We start from the raw sequence: 17,182 nt of genomic DNA, 5'->3' as shown, positions 1-17,182 counted from the left end.
CGGAGTGAGCCAGTAACGTAGTGCGCGCGCTAAGAACGTGTTTACGATCTCGGCGCGAAGGGGTACGGGAAGCGGATCGGGATGGGCTGCTAGACGCAAACCGCAGCCATAGCGGTGCTATGGCGAGGATTTGCAACGCCGCAGAGCGCCCGAGGCCGCGACGGCACACCCGCGCGGAGATCGTAAACACGTTCTAAGAGTATGGGACGAGGATTCGATTTCAGATTCGCTCAGCCGGCAAGCCCAGTAAGCTAACTCCCCGCAGGCTCGCATTGTTTCGTCGACATCGAGAGGAGACACCTGAGCAGCAGGAAGGGAAAGGCTCAAACTTCCCATCGCTTCGTGCGCTGCGAAAAATGCCTCGACCGCATCTTGTGGCATGACCGAGCGTTTGTCTGGCAACCTAAGCCATGGCTCAATGGCTTCGGAAACTACTGGGTCACCAAAGTCTGCGAGCTGGCGAATCAGAATTCCGACAAACGAAACATACTCGGAGCTCACCCCTTTGAGTGCCTTGAAAAGGAGTTGCTGCTTCTGCTCGCTAGCGAGATTGTCGACCTCCTCCCAATAGATGTTGTCATACGGGTGGTCGAACTGGCGTGAGAAGACATTCCAGGCTTCCGTATCGGCCTGCGGCCCCGGCTTGGACAAAGCGCTTTCGATCTCCGCTACGACCACCGCTCTGTAGTTTTCTTCTTCGGCGTCCAGTCCACCCAACCCCTTCAGCGCATCGAAGATCATGGAGTTCATGAGCCAGCCGAGCTTGTCCATGGAACCCTCAAGCGCTGCGATCATCTTGGCTTTGACCACGTCATCCACGTCTCTCACGTAAACACAAAAATCCATCGTGTCTAGCTGTAGGTGGTACGGCAAGGTCGTCAACCGCTCAAGAAGATTCAATACATATGGCGCGGCCCAAGATGCATGCTCCGTGAACTTGGTGATTCCCAGAAGGAAGTAAAACTCGCTATGCGTGTTTGCTTCGCTCCATGCATTTTTGAGGGCCGTACCAAACTCAAGCCCTGAATTGTGGCGCAAGCTAAGGCCGCCACTGTGGATAAAGCACACAAGCTGCGACAGCGCGATCTCGCGATTGAACACATAGGCTTGGCTAAAGATCTCATGCCGAAGCGGCACCTTCTTAGTCCTTGCTTCCTCATAGAGATCGCGGTTGGCTTCGACAAGCCTCCCTTCCATTGCACGACACGCCGTCATAACTTGATCAAAGTGGATACCCTGCATCAAAAGCCAGCCAATGGCAGGAAGAAAAGCTGCAAACGCCGAGAGGATTGGCCGATGTACGGCAGTCTCAATCGAACTGCTATGCCATCCCTCGCCATTCAGTAGGAAGTGCAAGTCAGAAGGTTCTGCAACCATTTCCGCGAGCAGCACGTCAAGCCTTGCGTTCACGATACGTCTGGCCGCGTCCCCGCACTCCCCTCTGACGCAAGACTCCAGGATGCCCTGGTCAGTATTCTTGTCGAGGACATCCCTTAGCGTCGAATCGTCCTCAATCGCCCCAACGATGAGAACCTTGGCGCCATGGAACCGCGGGGATCTCAACACAGCTTGCACACGCGCCGAATCTTTGCGTGCCGCGCGAACCACAGATTCCGCCATGAAGGCGGAGAAAAACATCTCGTGGGAGAAGCTGATTCTGTCGCCGCGCTGAGACACGAGCCGCGACTCAAGGATCACGTGCCGCGTCGCGTCTGTCACGCCCCTAGCATCGCAAAACCTGTCGAATTCTCGTACGGACAAGCTGAATGCAGTTTGAGAGATCAGTTCGTCAGCAAACCCGCACAGCGCACGTGTTCCCGCCGCTGCGGAATCGCCGAGGCGCCTTCGAGAGACCGTATCGAATATGAGGAATTTACTCGCACCGGCGGGCAACAATGCGGCGGCCTGCCCAATAAGTTCTGCTTCAAGCCCTGAGCGTGCTATTCCAAGGAGAGCTTGGCAGTTCGTGAAGTTCTCATCTTCCGGGCTAAGTTTTGCGAGCCGTGACTTCAGCGCGGATTGCGGCGGACTGACAAGAATCTCCTCGATTGACAGAAGCTCTTGCCTAGCCAGGGCGCCCTGTGAGGTCAGAACAATGCCCGCTCCATAGCGCAAGGAGAAAGCTTGAAGGGCTCGCGTCAAAACAGTGCGCAAAGGCTCCGGACACTCGTTGTAGCCATCAAGAAACAGAACGAGCTGCCTTCCAAGGTGTCGGCTCGCAAGGAGATCGCGTGCGGAAGTGCCGAGTAGTCCAAGTTCAGCGTCAATGATCTTCTGTAGCTTGCCCTCGAAATCTTTACCTTGGATGTGGATCGGCAGCACTCCGGCCTGTAGACATTCCGTGGCGATGCGTACACTCAGCAAAGACTTCCCACAGCCTGAAGGCCCCCGGATCAGGAGCGCAGATCGCGACAAAAGCGCCTTCTCCAGAACCTCAGATGCCGAAATCACTTTGTCGCCAAGGTTGTATTGATCGTCTTCGAGTCGCTTACCAGTTGGCCCGTGAAACCCCAAGAAGGAAGACTCATACCTCAACAGAGTTCGTTCTGATGCGAGCACAGCCTCGTGAATTGCTGCATCTCGTCCCGATACGCGTTCAAGGTCCAAATGTGCTGCCAAAGCTTCGCATCGCGCTTCACTCAACAACGCTCCTGACGTTGCGCTGAGCGCAGCCTCGACCGCATCCTGCCCACCAATGGACACCTTGAAATCACTCGGCGGCAACGAGGATCCGGAAGGAACTGCCGGAGCAATGGCGAGCAAGGCGTTGGGATAGCCGGGAAGAGGACCGAATAGCCCGGCCATGACATCACGCAATGCATTCTTGGCATCCAGAGCTTGCATGTACCCGTTGCGAAGCTTTCGGCTGCCATACGGTCCGACCTGAGTCCAACTGCCGTTCACTCCACCCTTGACGGGCTGGGTGTACCCTTTGGCCTCAATGACAAGCGTGGTCGTGGCAGAGAAGATCGCGACATCAACCTGACGCCCGCTAACGTTGAAGTTGGCAAATATGTAGCCCCATCCGGTGCCCTTGTTTAGAGCCTCGCAAACGGTGACTAGGATCTCGCGTTCCGAAACGTGTTCGATGCGCTCTCCGATGAAGAGACGAATGCCGCCACCGCGGTGAACTGCTGCGCTCATCAGCTTGTATTACCCACACGACGTGCCAAATTCCGACACAGCACAAGACGGAGTTCGCTGGGTGCGAGGCCGCACTGGTAGACAATGGAGACGACTGCGGCTCTCAGCGCTTCTGGAGATTCGTGACGGATGCTGATTTCTGCAGCCGGCCCTGGATAACCCTGTCGCGTGGAAAACGAGTCCATAGTTCCTCCGTAAGCCGAACCTATTGCCTTGATACATTTTCCATCAAAGTTTTCCGGCTGCTGAATCCGGTTGCCATATTGTTTCGCCTGCTCCGGCAGATGTTCATGCGGGTCATAGACCTGCCAAAACCCGGTCAGCGTGTACCCCCAGCATGATTGGCCGGCCTTCCCATGCTGGGGAGCGACCGGGCGCGGCCGCTGGTAGCTCGCCCCAGGGCCTCGCACGCTGCGCCGGACAGTGATCGACCCGAACAGCCGCCACTCGCCGGAAGGCAGCTTGTAGGCGCCAGGGATGCGGCCGGCCAGCAACAGACGGTTGACATGCTGGCGGGAAACGCCCAGCGCATTGGCGATCTGCTGGACGTGGCTTAGGGGTCTGCCGCGATGTGCCGCTCGGTGAGCGTTGAGGTGTTCGTTCAGAAAGGCGTCATCCCTCGTCTTCACTGTCGGCTTTTGATCGCAGCAACTGTTCGCCGGCGACTGTGTGAGAGGCAGCCATCGGCCTGAAGCCGACTGCAGGAAACCAGACAGGCCTGAGCCGCCCTGTTCCATCCGAAAATCAAGAACAATTTCCGTGCAGTACAAGCCTGTTCCACGCGGGTATCTGCGCGCTGTGCTGGATATCAACGAGTTCAAGCTCAAGCAGGAATTCCCATAGGCGGGCACGTCCGCCATGTGCGAAATGCTGGCTTCAACGCCCTTGAGTAGGACACGCCTCCCAGCGAATGCCCACAGGCTACCGGGGTGATGGAGCCAACGCGCAGCGAAACGTTCATGATTCTTCGGAAATGCGCCGAACGACCACTTCGAGCAATTCCTCGGCTCTTTCTTCGTCTATCAGATGAGGGGAGTGGGACCTGCCCGAGATGATGCTGCCCAGTTCTTCGGGCGTTACAAAGCTGTAGCTGTCGCGCGGCGGCTTGCCGGCCAGCGCGGCGGCTTCTCTTTTCAAGCTCATGCGCGTCGATTCGCAGTGGTTGCAAATCGTCTTGAGCGTGCTCCAGGGCCCCCGGCCGGTGACCAGCTTCAGCGCGAAGATGATCTTTCCCCGGTCTCCGACGTACACCAGTTCTGCTTTCTTCCGGTGGCACAGGGGACACCGCCAGTCTTCGGGCAGCGCATCCCAGTGGCGGCCATGCGACTCCTCGCTGCGCAGCATCGCGAGATAGTTCCCAGGTGGCGCTTTGCCCGGCCTCTGGGTGATCTGGCGCCAGCGCGACAGATTCGGTGTCGATACGTGCGTGCTGGCGCCCAGGGCCTTCAGCAGGGCCTCGTTCGGGTAGACCCATCGAGCGATTTCCAGTTCGACACCGTGCTTGTGAATGCCGAAGACAGGGATGGGTTCCGGTGGTCGAGCATGAGGCTCGTACCAGTGGGCATCCGTCGCCGCGGCTCGGGCCACGGCGCGGATGAGCTTCATGCGCAGTTCATAGGCTGGCATTGCTTCCAGCCAGGCCGCGTGCGCCAGCGGCTCCACGATCGCATGCGGGAGATGGTTCGCGGGATCAATGAACTGCCGAATCTGCCCGGGTGAAAACGAGAAATACGGCGGCGACCCCACCAGCTTCTTAGCTTCGGCGTCCACGTTGTTGCAGTCCTCGCAGACAAGGATTTCCTCATAAGCGGCAAAGGCGCTCCCCATGCGCTCCACCAGCTTGAGACCGGTGATCTGCTCGACGTCGGTCCCCTCGGCGGCGAAAGCTGCGTGGAACGCCTTCTTCATGGCGTCGCCGACGTGGTCATGGTGAACCACCAGCTTCGCGAGGACTTGCCCCTTTCTGCCAACACGGGAGATCTGGAACTTGGAACGCCCGCAGCAGGGACATGTCCAGGACTGGGATGTGCAGGCCCAGTTGCTGTTCATCTCGAATGCCGAGACCCGATGGTGGGCGGCGATGCGTCTGGACAAAGGAGACTCGATGCCGTCCAGGCTGGTGATGTCTCCCGCCCTGATGGATTCGACCAGCGCCGCCCGTGCCTCGCCGCGCAGATCCGCCTCCTCGAAAGGCGTGTAGGGGCCTTGGTGCTCGCGGCACCATTGCGCGAAGCGGCTGGTTTCGTAGCGGTCTGAGTTCATCTGGACTTTGATTGTCGGGTCAGATCAAGTTCACCTTGCCCAAAGATCCGAGCCTGCTCCGTGGCGCGAATCGCCTTGACCTCCTCCTAAGGGAACGGCGTCAAACGCTTTGAGGAAATCCGCCGCCAGCATGTGAGGGTCGGACAAGCCTATTGCGGCACGCAGAAGCGGTCCTTCAAGCCAGTACGTGGCGAACCGCGCAATCAAGCGTCCGGCGCAGCCGTTCAGGACCGGCGGCGTTCAACGGCTGGTGTTGGCTGTTACTGCCGCTCATGCACTGGCCCGTGGATGACTCAGATCAGCCTTAAAGTCGATTTGGCAGTGCAACCGAGCCACGCTCTATGTTCTTACATCAGGGGGTCTGGCGTTCGATTCACGCACAGCGGCTGCGCTCCCAATCGTCGGATGCTGCTCTCTTCGACTGCCTCCTGATCCACCGCTCGAGCAGAGCACGCGGCTTGCAGCATCGCTACGTCCTCTTCGTCAAAGCGCGAAGGCACCGCGCTGCCTCCCTGGTACCGCGAGAGCTGGCCGCTCTTGTCAAACAGCGCGGTATACGGATGCGACCGCGCGGGGTCCGAGAGCATCGGCACCATCTCCTCGTAGATCGCGCTCATCCGCAGCTGTGGGATGGCATCTTTGAGCGAGCGAAATATGTTCATCGCTGCCAGGTCCAGATCCGCCCAGAGGAACACCTTCTCCGCAGCTAATAGCTGGCCCAATGGTGGCGGTGTGCCGTCGCGCACGATCCGGATTGGGCGATCGTGCTGCGGCGCCTGGTCACCCGCCCACAGTTCGCTTCCCAAGTATGACAGCCCGAACCCGAAGGTGCACACGATGGCCACGTCATCGGTCAGGCCGCTGCGGATGGCGTTTTCAAAGGCGCAGGGGTTTTCGATCAACAGCGTGGCCACAGGCTCTGACGGCCCTGCGCATAGGATGTACCTCGGCGATGGTGCATGAAGGCGCCTGGGCAGGCCCGCAGTGGCGAGCATCTGGCGAGAGAGCTTGGCCAGCACCTTGGAGCTTCCCATCAGGTGACGAGCGCTCACGTTGAACCCAGCATCGTCGGTGGACTCGGCTGATAGGCCTTTCAGTGCCTGAAATGCGCGGGCTAGAACCTGCATGTCCGTCGCATTCATATCCGCGACCGCTGGCGCCAGTTGTGCGAAGATCACGGCAGCACCCGACTCCACCTGTGCATCCTCCAGCGCCTGCCTCCAGAAGATCTCGTGCGCCGCTGGCTCCACGGCTGCTGCTTGCACCGTGATGTACCCGGATGCAGGAAGTTGCTGTCCATCAGGCTGGTAACTTACCGATCCAGCGCGATACAGTTCCCGAAGCGCCTCATTGACGCTCACGCGCGGCAGACCCAGCGCCGTGCACAGCTTCGCGGTGGCAGACGATGTGCGCAATCTGCCGCTCTCACCCGCCATCCGACGCAGCGCGGCAAGCACTTGTGCACTTTCCTCCTGCAGGAACGCCTCACTCACGGGGCACCTTCGAGCGGCAGTGGTTGGGTGATTGCACTGACGAAACTGACCGTGCCAGGCTCGCGGCCGAGTTCGCGGAACGACACCAGGCCGTCGCCCTCCTGGTTCACGAGCTTCTTGCCCACGTGGTAGACCGGGAACACCGCAAAATCGTTGTTCCAGTTCGGAGAGTGCAGGAACCCGATGATCTGGAAGTTGCCCCCCAGGTCGCGCAACCCGTTCAGCGCCTCCTTGATGATGCGGCGGTCTGACAGCGTGCTGAAGATCCCGTCGATCAGGATCACCCGGTTTGCCTTGGCCCGAGACTTTGCGGCCTGCTTGCTGGTCATCTCCTGCAACCCGCGCTCGATCTCGTACTCGGCCTGGCGGACAATCCACATGAACTCCAGGGCAATCTTCTGCCCCGTCGAGAGCTTGCCCGAGACGTGGCTCTTTCGGCCTCCCCAGATGCCACCGTTCACGAACTGCACCTCGGTGTTCGTGAAGACGGACTCGATCAAACGCTCGCGCAGCATGGTTTTGAGCTGGGTGTCGTTGCCTCGGCGCATGCCCCGGGACTGACCATCCTGGTCCCGCAAGGCCCGCTCCACGTCCAGCTTCAGCTCGTTGAGGATGTCCTGGACGCCAGCCTTGCCGGTAATCTGCGTCTCGAAGAAGAATCGGCCCTGGGGATACCGTGCCATCACCTTGTTCAGGGTCGCCAGGTTGTCGGTGGCGCTCTGGATCAGGCCCGCCAGTTGCGTGAGGGTGTCCTCGGCGGTCTGGGTGGCGATGGTCATGGCCTGCTTGGCTTCGTCGCGCTCCTTGGACAGGCTCGCCTGCAACTGCGTGAAAAGAACCCCAAGCGCCTCAATGGTGTCCGGAGTTGCCCTGCCGATCTCCTCGATCTCCAGCGCGTTGAAAGCGCTGTCGCGGGATTGGGCCACCTCTAGAGCCGCACTGCAGAACCTGGTGTTCTGATCTCGGTACTGCTCGGCTGCTGTGGCCAGCTCGCTTGCGACGGCCTTGTGCTGCTGCAAGGCCTCATGGAGGTCCATCGCCTGCACGGTCTGGGCCAGCGCTTCGACGCTCTCGATGACAGCGCCATAGGACTCCAGCGCTGGATCCGAGAGAGCCTCAAAGACGGCCATTGCCTGCTTGTAGCCGGCATGTGCCTCGGGCACGGCCGCGCCCTCCTCCAGGTTCGCGGCCTGCGTGGCCACCGCCTTGGACCGTGCCACTCTGCTGCCCACCTCGAACGCAATCTCATGGATAGCCTTGGCAAGGCGCTGCCAGTTGGGGACGTCGGCACGGGCGATGCGTTCGGCTCCGGCCCGGGCGTCCTCAGCCTTGGCCTTTAACTGGTCCGCGTCCTGCTCCTTGCGCGCGATTTCTTCCAGCAGTGCCATGTCGCTCTTGCCCTGATGGGCCCGGAACGCATCGGCCCGCTCGAAGTTCACTGCGAGCGCGGCCGCAATCTTGCCGAGCGTCTCGGAGATTTCCTGGCTGGCCGCCTCAAAGCCACGCATGAATTGCAAGTCCTCAGCACATGCAGCAAAGCGCAGTACCCGCTGGTATAGGGACCGGACTTGCTCCCCGCCGTCCTCTTCAAAAGCCTGCTGCTTTCTGTTCAGTTCGGACTGCTCTTCATCGAGCCTGACGAGCTCCTCTTGGGCATCCGCGGCCTTAGCCGCTGCGATCTCTACTTCTTCGCAAGAGTTCGCGTACGCCGCCTTGGCGGCAGCGTAGGCGGCATCCCCGCCGAGCTTGCTGTGCCGCAGTGCATCGTCGCGTGCCGTCAGATTTTCGTGTGAGGCGCGCCCCTCAGCGGCCTCCTTTGCATCCGCGGCCTTCTGGAGCTCGGTTTCAGCCAGGGGGATCAACAAACTCAGCTCTGACAGCCGGGCCAAGCCGTCCAGCTTCTTGAACTCCTTGGTCGCTTCCAAGACCGCGCGGGCCTGCGGTTCGATCTGGCCCTTGAGCTGACTAAGCAGTTCCTCCAATCGATTCGCATCCGTAAGGCTCGTTTTGTATCGCTCGTCCGCACGAGCGTCCAAAGCAGCCTTGGCCTTCAGCGCCAGTTGGTAGCCATCGCCCTCCGGGGCGACTTCCGACAAACCCACCTCAGTTAGCGCGATGGCGCTTTGGCATAACAGAAGCTCCCTCGCCACGCGTTCAAGTTCAGTGCGGGCGAACTCGGGCTCCAGCAGGATGCGTACGCGGCGAGATGTCGCCCCGCCAATGAAACCCAGCGTGCGTACCCGGCCGCTGATCGCAACCCCCTTGGACAGCGCATTGGACAGCTCTTCCTTGAGGATCAAAGGTACCCACGCGCACGCGCCCTCCAGAAGCTGCGCAGCCTCATTGAGGTCTTCGATGGTCTCGAACACGGGCGCCGACAACATGCCCGACAAGGCGCTCATGGCGTCCAGGCGCTCTGCGGGGGACATCGCGGCCGACTGCAGCGCCTGGTGCAAGCGCACGGCCCGCACCGGCGAGGCGGCGAGAATTGCCCACGCCGCCTCGAAGCTGCCATCATCGACCGACCGCATCTGCTCAATGGCCTCGCCTTCCTTGCGCAGGCTCGTCTCCAGTTCCCGTTGGATCCGCAACTCCTCGCGCAGCCTGCCCAGCGTGCGTCCGGCCTCTTCCAGCCATACCTGCGGGGTGGCCTGCGGGAAACGGTCGTTGAACGCCTCTATCGCTTCCTTATGCGGAAGCAGCGCTCCGAGATCCTGGCGCACGGTAGACAGCTCTTCAAGGGTGTTCGTGTGCCGCTTGATTGGGTCGTACGTCAGGGCATCCGTGCCCGCACCAAAAATCTCCTCGAACGTGGCAGATTGGGCCTTGAGCCGCCACAGGTTGTCTCGCTCGTCAGTCACGGACCGGAGCGCTACCTGGGTCTCAGAATGGGCTTTGCTGGCTTTCGTCAAATCGCCTGTAGGGTTGACTGTGGACGGATCCACAGCGCCGAACACCGTCACGAACCGCTGGACGCCCGGCGAAAGTTGCTCGAACGTCTCGACCAACCTACTCGCCTTGTCGCGAGCGTCCGATAGTGGCTGGACGGCCAGCTGCAGCCTTCTGGCCAGCTTGCTGGCCTCGGTGATTGCAGGCAGGATGCGCCGGCTTTCCGTCTGGATGGTGTCGTGCAGGGTCTGCAGTGACTCCAACCGCTCCTGTGCCCCCTGCAAGCCCTCCAAGCCGTGGTGGTCGAGGACTTCCGTGTATTCGCGCCATACCCGATTCAATTCCCCGCGTCGGGTGTTGCGCTGCGCGGCCTCAGCCTGCAGGTCATCGAACTGCTCGGACAGCCAGGTTTTGGCGAGCATCGGCTCCGTACGCAGGTCTTCGGGTAGCAGTGCTCCCAACCCGACGAAATCGTCCCAGGCTCCCTGGTTCTCCGCACGGTCCTTGACCTGCAGCCGCAGCTTGTTGACATCGGACGCGAGCTGCGCCTGGGACGCCTCCCACGACTGCGCAGACTCCAGTAGGCCGTGTTTCTTGGCTTCCAGGGCACGCACTTGGCGGGAACCGGGGTTCGTGTCGATCTGGGCTTCCGCGATGGTGAAGGCGTGCAGGAGTACCTCTTTCAAGCCCGTCGTTTTCGCGCCGGAAATGTTGGCCAGCAGGTCGGGCAGCTTGACTGCGGCTTCCTTCGTATACCCCTTCCGATAGTGTCCGCCCTTGACGCTGCCGCTATTCAGATTTTCTAAATCACAAGCAAAATCAATGACTTGCGATTTTACCGAGAACGACATTATCTGCTTGCGGTCAGCCACCTGCGAGATCACACGCACCTCGACGCCGCTCAGTTCGCTCAGGGCCTTGTCCAGCAGCACGATCCCCTCGTCCGGCAGGATGGCCATGCCCTTGAGGGCCGTCAGGATCCGAGGGTCTTGTTCTCCCAGTCTGGGAAGGCTCCTGGGCAAACCCGGCAGCGCGTAGCGGCTTCCTTGGACCCCGAAGTAGCGCAGGAACGCGACATCACTCCGCAGCTTGCGCAGCAGACCATCGCACTCCTGCTGCAACTGGTGGGCTTTCCTCCCCGCTGCAAGGATGGGCTCCAGCTTGGCAATCCCCTCTTCGCGCACCACCAGGCGCTTGTTCTTGGCTGCGATCTCCTTATCGGCCCGCACGATCTGCGTGAGGCTCTTGAGGAGGGTGTCCTCCACCGCCGACTCATCCTCCTCGGCGAAGCTGCTGAGCAGGTTGCTCAGGAGGTCCGGCGCCACCACGGCGCGGAAGAATGCGCTGTCATGAGACTCGCCGCCCCTGGGCTTGAAATCGAAGAAGCTGGCGTTCTGGTCGTCGGAGCCCTTCAGCTGGTACACCACGTTGCGCCGGATCACCTCCACGGGAAGGAACAGACGGATGTGGTCTTCCCATTCCAGCCGGTTCGCGAAGCGGTTCCATTTGCACCCTCGCAGCGCCCTCGTCGCCGCCACGAAGGCATTGTCCTGCACCTGCGCGATGCTCTTGCGGTCGTAGAGGTAGCACGGCGAGTCTTCGAGCGTGCCGCTGTAGGAGTAGAAGATCGGCTGCTCGTTGATGTCGTCGTTGAGCGCGACGCCGACCACGTGCGTCTCGCCAGGGAGATTCTGGGGGTCGATCTCCAACAGGCTGGGGGCAGAGTAGTTGTCCTCCGGGGGTGTTCTGAACTCGATGCGCGCGTGGGTGTAGCCCCGGTTCTTGGGTGCCACCTTTTCGCGGATTTTCTTGAGCAGCCGCGCGTCCCTGCTCAACAGGTAGAGCAGGAGCTCCACCAGCGAGGTCTTGCCGCCGCCGTTGGTGATGTTCACGAGCGCCGACTTCCCGCCATCCGTGCGCAAAGTGATGCCGGTAAGCATCGGTTTCCAATCCGCCGACCGCCGGTTCGGGTTGATGCCTTCGGTGAGGTAGTTGGTCACCTCCACGCGCGAGATCAGGCTCATTGCTCGCCTCCTTCAGACAGTGCTTCCTGAGTGGTCGTCAGCAAGGCTCTAGCCACCTGTCCCATGGTGGTGCGCTGGCCAGTTTGCTCGGAGGCAAGCATGAGTGGCGCCAGCGACCGATCGAAGTTCTCCTTCATCTCCACCGCCGACAGCAGGGTCTGGCGGTAAACCCCCTCGCCCCTTTCTTCGAGCAGGCCTCCTTTGCACATCAGATCCAAGAACCGTTTGACGCGCTTGGAAATCTCTGTCCCCTTCTCTGCGCACAGGACGTCATACACCTCGCTGTCGCCCAGCTGGACCGCGTTGAGCTTGCGCACGTGGTCGTTAATGTGGGCGTGCACGGCGTCCTGCAGCATTTCTCGGGTAAAGGACGCGTTGATCCAGCGGCCACGCTCGGAGGGGCTGCGGTCGAGCTGCGTGTACAGGAGGTCCAAGTGCAGCAGCCAAATCTGCGTGAACCAGATCTTCGCTGCCGTTGGCTGCGTGTGCAGGCCCATGCCTTCGGGGACATGACTACCATCGACCAGGCAGGACGGCATGTCCGCACGGCGCGCGGCCAGGTACACGCGCGTGCCTGGCCCGATGCCCTCGATGTCGAAGCTGGTCAGCTGCACCAGCACGAACCCCTGCCCGCTCATCAGGTCTTCGAGGTCGTGCAACTCGTCGACCGTCGCTTCCCGCAGGAGGGCGCCAAGCTCTTTTTCGTCGGGCCGCATGCCCCGCTTGTCGGAGCGATCCTCTAACTTGCGGTGCAGTATGAGGAAGGCACTGATTCGGCCCATGTCGTAAGGAGTCATGATTCTTTCCTGGCGGTGTCCGCGCCGACCTTTTGCAGCTTCAAGCTGGAGAACATCACCTGAAGGCCTGGGAGGTCGGCCCTCTCCAAATCCCGCGCGAGTTCACCCTCAACGGGCTCGTTGACCCAATCGTCGGCCGCCGTAAGAGCGGTCACCAGGCAGTTGAAAGCGTGTGCATCGCCATCTCGGCCCAGGCCGTCACGCAGCGCGGCCCCTAGCGTCACGCCGCCGTGGAGTTGCCCCTCCAGGTACGGCAGGTTCCGCTGGAGCCAGTCGGTGAACTGGTCCTCGGGTGGGGCTTCGAAAGCGTCAAGCTGAAGTCTTTCGGTGGGCGCCCGCTCGGCAGCACGCCCCTTCACGAGCCCGGCGAAGTCCGACGCGATCGGCGCGACCTTGGGTGCGCAGCCTGGGCCCAGCATTTCCAGCATCCGGGCCACCTGCTGGCTGGACGCCGGTGCCTTCACCCACTGGAACGCGAGCCCGGCGAAGTCGGGAGCCTGCACGGAGGAGGGCTTGCTGGTAATGGACAGCTCGGCAAGGCGGGTCAGCTCCCTGCCGTATCGAACCACTCCACCGGCCAGTTCCTTGACCTTGACACGGATCAGGCCGATCGGCACGTCGTCGCCCGTATCGACTTCCTTGCGGATGATCTCGTCGATCGCAAAGCTGGCCTCCTGCACCAGGCTCACCGTGCGACGCATGGTTTCGCGGTGCAGCTCCATCTGCTCTAGGACCTCTTCCCGAGCGCGCCTGCCGCCCGTCGTTCGCTCGATCAGCGCCACCAGCTTGAGCTGCTCGGTGCGCAGCTGCTGGAGCAGGCGTTCCGCGAATCCCAGCGCCGGGCCCAGGCGTGCGGCCTGGATCGCGCGGATCAGCTTCGTTACGTCGCCCTCGATGTAGGCGATGTCCATGTGGTCAGATGCGATCACCAGCGCTGTCTTGCCTAGGCGGGAAAGCCGGTACTCCACGACGTGGGCGGCCTTCTCCACTAGGTTGGTTTCCTTATCCCCGATGACATAGGCGGGCCCTTCCTCCGGCGCGTGGAGGAGCTTCAGCTCTGAGGGACGGGAAAGCACGTTCAGCACGTACTCCACATCGATGTCTTCGGCCCAGTTGATCTGCTCACGCACGCCTTGCTGGACGGACTGCAAGGATGAAAACTCGTCGCCGGTGCGGGCATCCAGCCTTTGCAGAACGTCGAGCACCGCCTCCGCTAGCGCGATGTAGCGCCCGTCGCCGAGACCGGGACGGTCCTCTGTCTGGTACTGCGGCGACTCGCCGCTGCCACGCCTGGAATCGTGCAGGTCGAGCAATCTGGAGGATAGCTTCAACAGCGGGGTGAGGTCGATGCTTGGCATACAGGGAGCGAAGGTGGCTTCGGCGGACGGTACACCGCCTGTTGTAGATCAACGGATCGAATCGCTAGCTCGGAAATTTCATCAGAAGTAGGCCGGCAGCCTCGTGGTCAAGCCCATTGACATAGGTACGCTAATACTGGATGACGGCAGCCAGCCTCAAGCAGTCGGCCATACACCGAAGGGCAGCTATGCAGCGTGATTGGTCTTTCAGCTCTTCGATCTCGGCGCCTGATAGCTGTCGTTCTATGGTTCCTCCAAAATATCGGAAAGAGCGATTGGACGTCGGGAAACTTCAATCATGCAGACGTCCAGTGCAGCAACCCTCAATGAGCGGGTCTGGGAAACCTAGGAGCCGCATGCCTAACTACTCGATGACAACGTAGAAGGGGTCTGACTGCCCCACCAGCCGGTTGTCGCGCTTGCGAATCAAAAATGCCTCAACAAAATGAACGCCGCGGTACTCCAGCCTTTCCGAACGACTTGTGCCAGTATCGGAGGGATAGAACTCACCTCGAAGAGCACCCGCACGGGATGCGACCCTGTCAGTGTTCGTCACGCGCCATTGAACCTTGTAGTCAGCGGAGAACGGCATGCCGTGGGCGCCGCTAGCGTTAAACCGGACCCAATAGCTCGGCTGCAATGCCTCGGCCGACTGGATGGTCCGAACGATATTTCCATACTGCCCGGTCCGCAACTCTGCGACCACTCGTATAGCATGTTGTTCTGGAGCCTTGCGCCAGGTGGGCCTTCGTACATGGGGCAACTGGCGCAGCTTCGCAGGTACTGCGGCAGCACCCAGAGCCTTCACCTTTTCCACCAGATCCTGGAAATGATTGCCCAGAACTAACGCGCCCGTGATAGCAGCCTCGCTGACTTGCTCGGCGGCCCGCTTCGCTTCGCTCGCAGCAAAGTTGTCACCAAAGACACGTTGCCACTTGCCAATACTTTCATCGCGGTCCGCCTCTGCATACGCATCGTCAATCCAACCACGGTAGAGGTTCACCTTGTCGCGAAAATTTCCATACTGCGTTTGGTCCCAGCCACTTGCTTGGTCTTCCTGAGGCAGCTTTGGATTTGGCACGACTGGCACGTTCGGCCGAGCCTGCAGCCAATCATCCAGGCGGCCGACCAGCGTTTTGAGCGTAGTGGTCACGTCAGCAAACTGAGCACTGTCTCGGTCGCTTTCATAGACCTGCAGCCCCATCAGGGTGGTCAGCAAGAACGAGGGGCACGTGAAGTTGCCCTTGATGTCGCGCATGTACTTCAATAGCCGGGTGACCTTCTTTAAGTCATTACCGCCGGCGACACCATTCTTGCCTTTCACCCACTCCGTGTATGCAGACGGCGCAGAGGCCTCGAACTGGTCGGCATTGCGATTGCAGACCTCGTACTGACCCGCATAGAGCCGATTGACCACACAAGGCGCAACGTCAATCTTGCGCTCGCCCGCGTACTCAATCGTGGCGCAATGCGAGTAACGACGGATTTTCCCTTCATACTTGGAGAGCTGCCCGAGCTTGGTGGCAAGCTCGTTCACGTAGTCCTTCGGCGCCCAGCCCTCCTTCGCCTCGACGAACACCAACAAATCAGCATCGAATGGCTGTCCCAACTGTGGCTTGATGATGGTCTCATGGGCCCAGGAACCTTGCGGCGCGAACGAGATGATTTTCGGACCCCAGGCAAGGGCGCGTACTGCGTTTTCAATAGCAACAATGCTGTCCTCCAGCAAGCCGAGACGCGTGCTGTTCAGGTTGACATGGTCGTCGAGGAAAGTCTTGAAGTGTTCGTGCAGCTTCATCAGACCCCCGATAGGTTCAGCTTGCTCACGGCTTCGGCAACAAGCTTCTCAACTGCATGTTTAGCCTGCGCTTCTGTCTTCTTGCGAAGTCGGTTGTAGAGCCAGTCGAACACCAGCGGATTGCTCGCGCGGTGCCGATAAATGGCGTCCTGCAATGCACGCGAGTTCAGCGTCAGGTCCTCCGCCGATGCACCGGCGAGAGCTTTGTCCCAAATCTTTTCGATTTCCCCCTTCAGCGTCGTTAACGATTCGATGGTGTCCTCTTGCTTGCGGTATTCCCGCAGGACAAAACTGACCAGCGGCAGGACTGGAAGAGCTACCGAGATGATGAGCTCGTCGAGCTTGAGCCCCTGATAAAGACCAACGGCAAACAGCGCAACACCAAGAACTCCAGCGATGGAGAAAAGTGCTGCTGAATACTTTCGCCGCACTCGCAAGTCGTAGACCACGTTCGTTCGCTGGCATAGAAGCCGTCCCAATGGCAATGGCAGTCTGCTGATGGCGCCTTCGTACCAGGCTTCCAGTCCCTTCTTCTCCTTGTCGGACATCTCGTCTGGCGCAATAGCACGCAGCTCTTCAGGGTCCATTCGGTTACCAGCGACCAACTTGTTCCAGTCCAGCTTCAAGACCTCGGTGTCGAATTGCTCCTGAACCTTGGCTCCCGCCTTGCTACTAGCACGCTGCTTCGGCGAGAGGATCGCCACGTCGAGAAGCAGTAGGGCAATAGATGCGAAGCCAAGATAGGATCGAATAGTTGGGAACTCAGCACCGAAAAGCAGCCCCAACACCGGCAGCATCAGGGCTGTGATGGCCACGAAGTTCTGATAGTTCTTCGCACGGGAATAGAAGCATCGCTGCGCGTGCAGTAGTTCCAGTCGTTCGGGCTTGTTTTGCTCGATGTCGATTCGATGTTCCGTTGTCATTGGTGGTTCTTCCCTTTTCAATGTTTTGTAGAGGTAGCTACGGCGTTTTGGATGAACGGTGGTCGCCGTCCCCACCTCCGCGTCTTGGGTTCTGGATGCTCTCCGCCGCCAGCCCAAACATCAGTCACGAGCCATTCCTCGAAGTAATCGAGCCACTCAGCGGCCCAGGGCAGATAGGTCTCGCGAAAACGCATCTGCGGCACCCATTCGTGCGTCCGCGGGAGCCAAAGACACAACTTGATACCCAGCCCTTTATGTGGATAGACGTGCGGCAACGTTCGCCCTGCAGCGAGCTCTTTCAGGTCCGGATCCATCACCAACAGCTCAGGGAAATTGGAGGGATAGACCTTCAGAAGACATTGATAGACCCGAGCCATTGGTGTTGGAGCCACCTTGAATCCGAATCTGAGCTCTCGGCCCTGGACGAACTCCAGCGTCGACTCTGGCCACCGGAGTGACTTCAATTCAGCGTGGCGCTGGGCAATGCTCGGAAG

General features: G+C 60.3%; 10 protein-coding genes. All 10 read right to left on the bottom strand.

Going from position 1 to position 17,182, the window contains the following annotated elements:
* Positions 1 to 117: 117 nt before the first annotated feature.
* The 10 genes from ACFO3A_RS13890 to ACFO3A_RS15675 all read right to left on the bottom strand — a co-directional run bounded on the left by ACFO3A_RS13890 (position 118) and on the right by ACFO3A_RS15675 (position 17,152).
* Complete coding sequence (locus ACFO3A_RS13890; RefSeq protein ID WP_377727511.1) at positions 118 to 3,144, bottom strand: NERD domain-containing protein; 3,027 nt, start codon at positions 3,142 to 3,144, stop codon at positions 118 to 120.
* Positions 3,144 to 4,004 carry a hypothetical protein gene (locus ACFO3A_RS13885; protein WP_377727508.1) on the bottom strand — a complete coding sequence of 287 codons (861 nt, stop codon included), beginning with the start codon at positions 4,002 to 4,004 and terminating at the stop codon, positions 3,144 to 3,146. Before ACFO3A_RS13885 ends, ACFO3A_RS13890 begins: the two co-directional genes overlap by 1 nt.
* 97 nt (positions 4,005 to 4,101) lie before the next feature.
* The gene (locus ACFO3A_RS13880) at positions 4,102 to 5,406 is read right to left on the bottom strand and encodes a rubredoxin (protein ID WP_377727505.1); all 1,305 of its coding nucleotides are present in this window, start codon (positions 5,404 to 5,406) and stop codon (positions 4,102 to 4,104) included.
* Positions 5,407 to 5,753: 347 nt separating this feature from the next.
* Positions 5,754 to 6,899 carry a hypothetical protein gene (locus ACFO3A_RS13875; RefSeq protein WP_377727502.1) on the bottom strand — a complete coding sequence of 382 codons (1,146 nt, stop codon included), beginning with the start codon at positions 6,897 to 6,899 and terminating at the stop codon, positions 5,754 to 5,756.
* Positions 6,896 to 11,812, bottom strand: coding sequence for a hypothetical protein (locus ACFO3A_RS13870; protein ID WP_377727499.1), 4,917 nt, complete (start codon positions 11,810 to 11,812; stop codon positions 6,896 to 6,898). The genes ACFO3A_RS13875 and ACFO3A_RS13870 overlap by 4 nt, the downstream gene beginning before the upstream one ends.
* Positions 11,809 to 12,609, bottom strand: a complete 801-nt coding sequence (locus ACFO3A_RS13865) for a hypothetical protein (RefSeq protein ID WP_377727496.1) — start codon at positions 12,607 to 12,609, stop codon at positions 11,809 to 11,811. The genes ACFO3A_RS13870 and ACFO3A_RS13865 overlap by 4 nt, the downstream gene beginning before the upstream one ends.
* The gene (locus ACFO3A_RS13860) at positions 12,606 to 13,967 is read right to left on the bottom strand and encodes a hypothetical protein (RefSeq protein WP_377727493.1); all 1,362 of its coding nucleotides are present in this window, start codon (positions 13,965 to 13,967) and stop codon (positions 12,606 to 12,608) included. The genes ACFO3A_RS13865 and ACFO3A_RS13860 overlap by 4 nt, the downstream gene beginning before the upstream one ends.
* 364 nt (positions 13,968 to 14,331) lie before the next feature.
* Positions 14,332 to 15,765, bottom strand: a complete 1,434-nt coding sequence (locus ACFO3A_RS13855; protein WP_377727491.1) for an SMODS domain-containing nucleotidyltransferase — start codon at positions 15,763 to 15,765, stop codon at positions 14,332 to 14,334.
* Entirely contained in the window at positions 15,765 to 16,688 is a 924-nt protein-coding gene (locus ACFO3A_RS13850; RefSeq protein WP_377727488.1) for an S-4TM family putative pore-forming effector, read from the bottom strand. The genes ACFO3A_RS13855 and ACFO3A_RS13850 overlap by 1 nt, the downstream gene beginning before the upstream one ends.
* A 17-nt stretch (positions 16,689 to 16,705) precedes the next feature.
* Entirely contained in the window at positions 16,706 to 17,152 is a 447-nt protein-coding gene (locus ACFO3A_RS15675) for a hypothetical protein (protein ID WP_465251382.1), read from the bottom strand.
* Positions 17,153 to 17,182: the final 30 nt, after the last annotated feature.

The sequence above is a fragment of the Comamonas nitrativorans genome (assembly GCF_042654765.1).
GTDB lineage: Bacteria > Pseudomonadota > Gammaproteobacteria > Burkholderiales > Burkholderiaceae_C > Comamonas > Comamonas nitrativorans.
The sequence above is the reverse complement of the archived record's forward strand: the minus strand, read 5'-3'. Positions and strand labels throughout refer to the sequence as shown.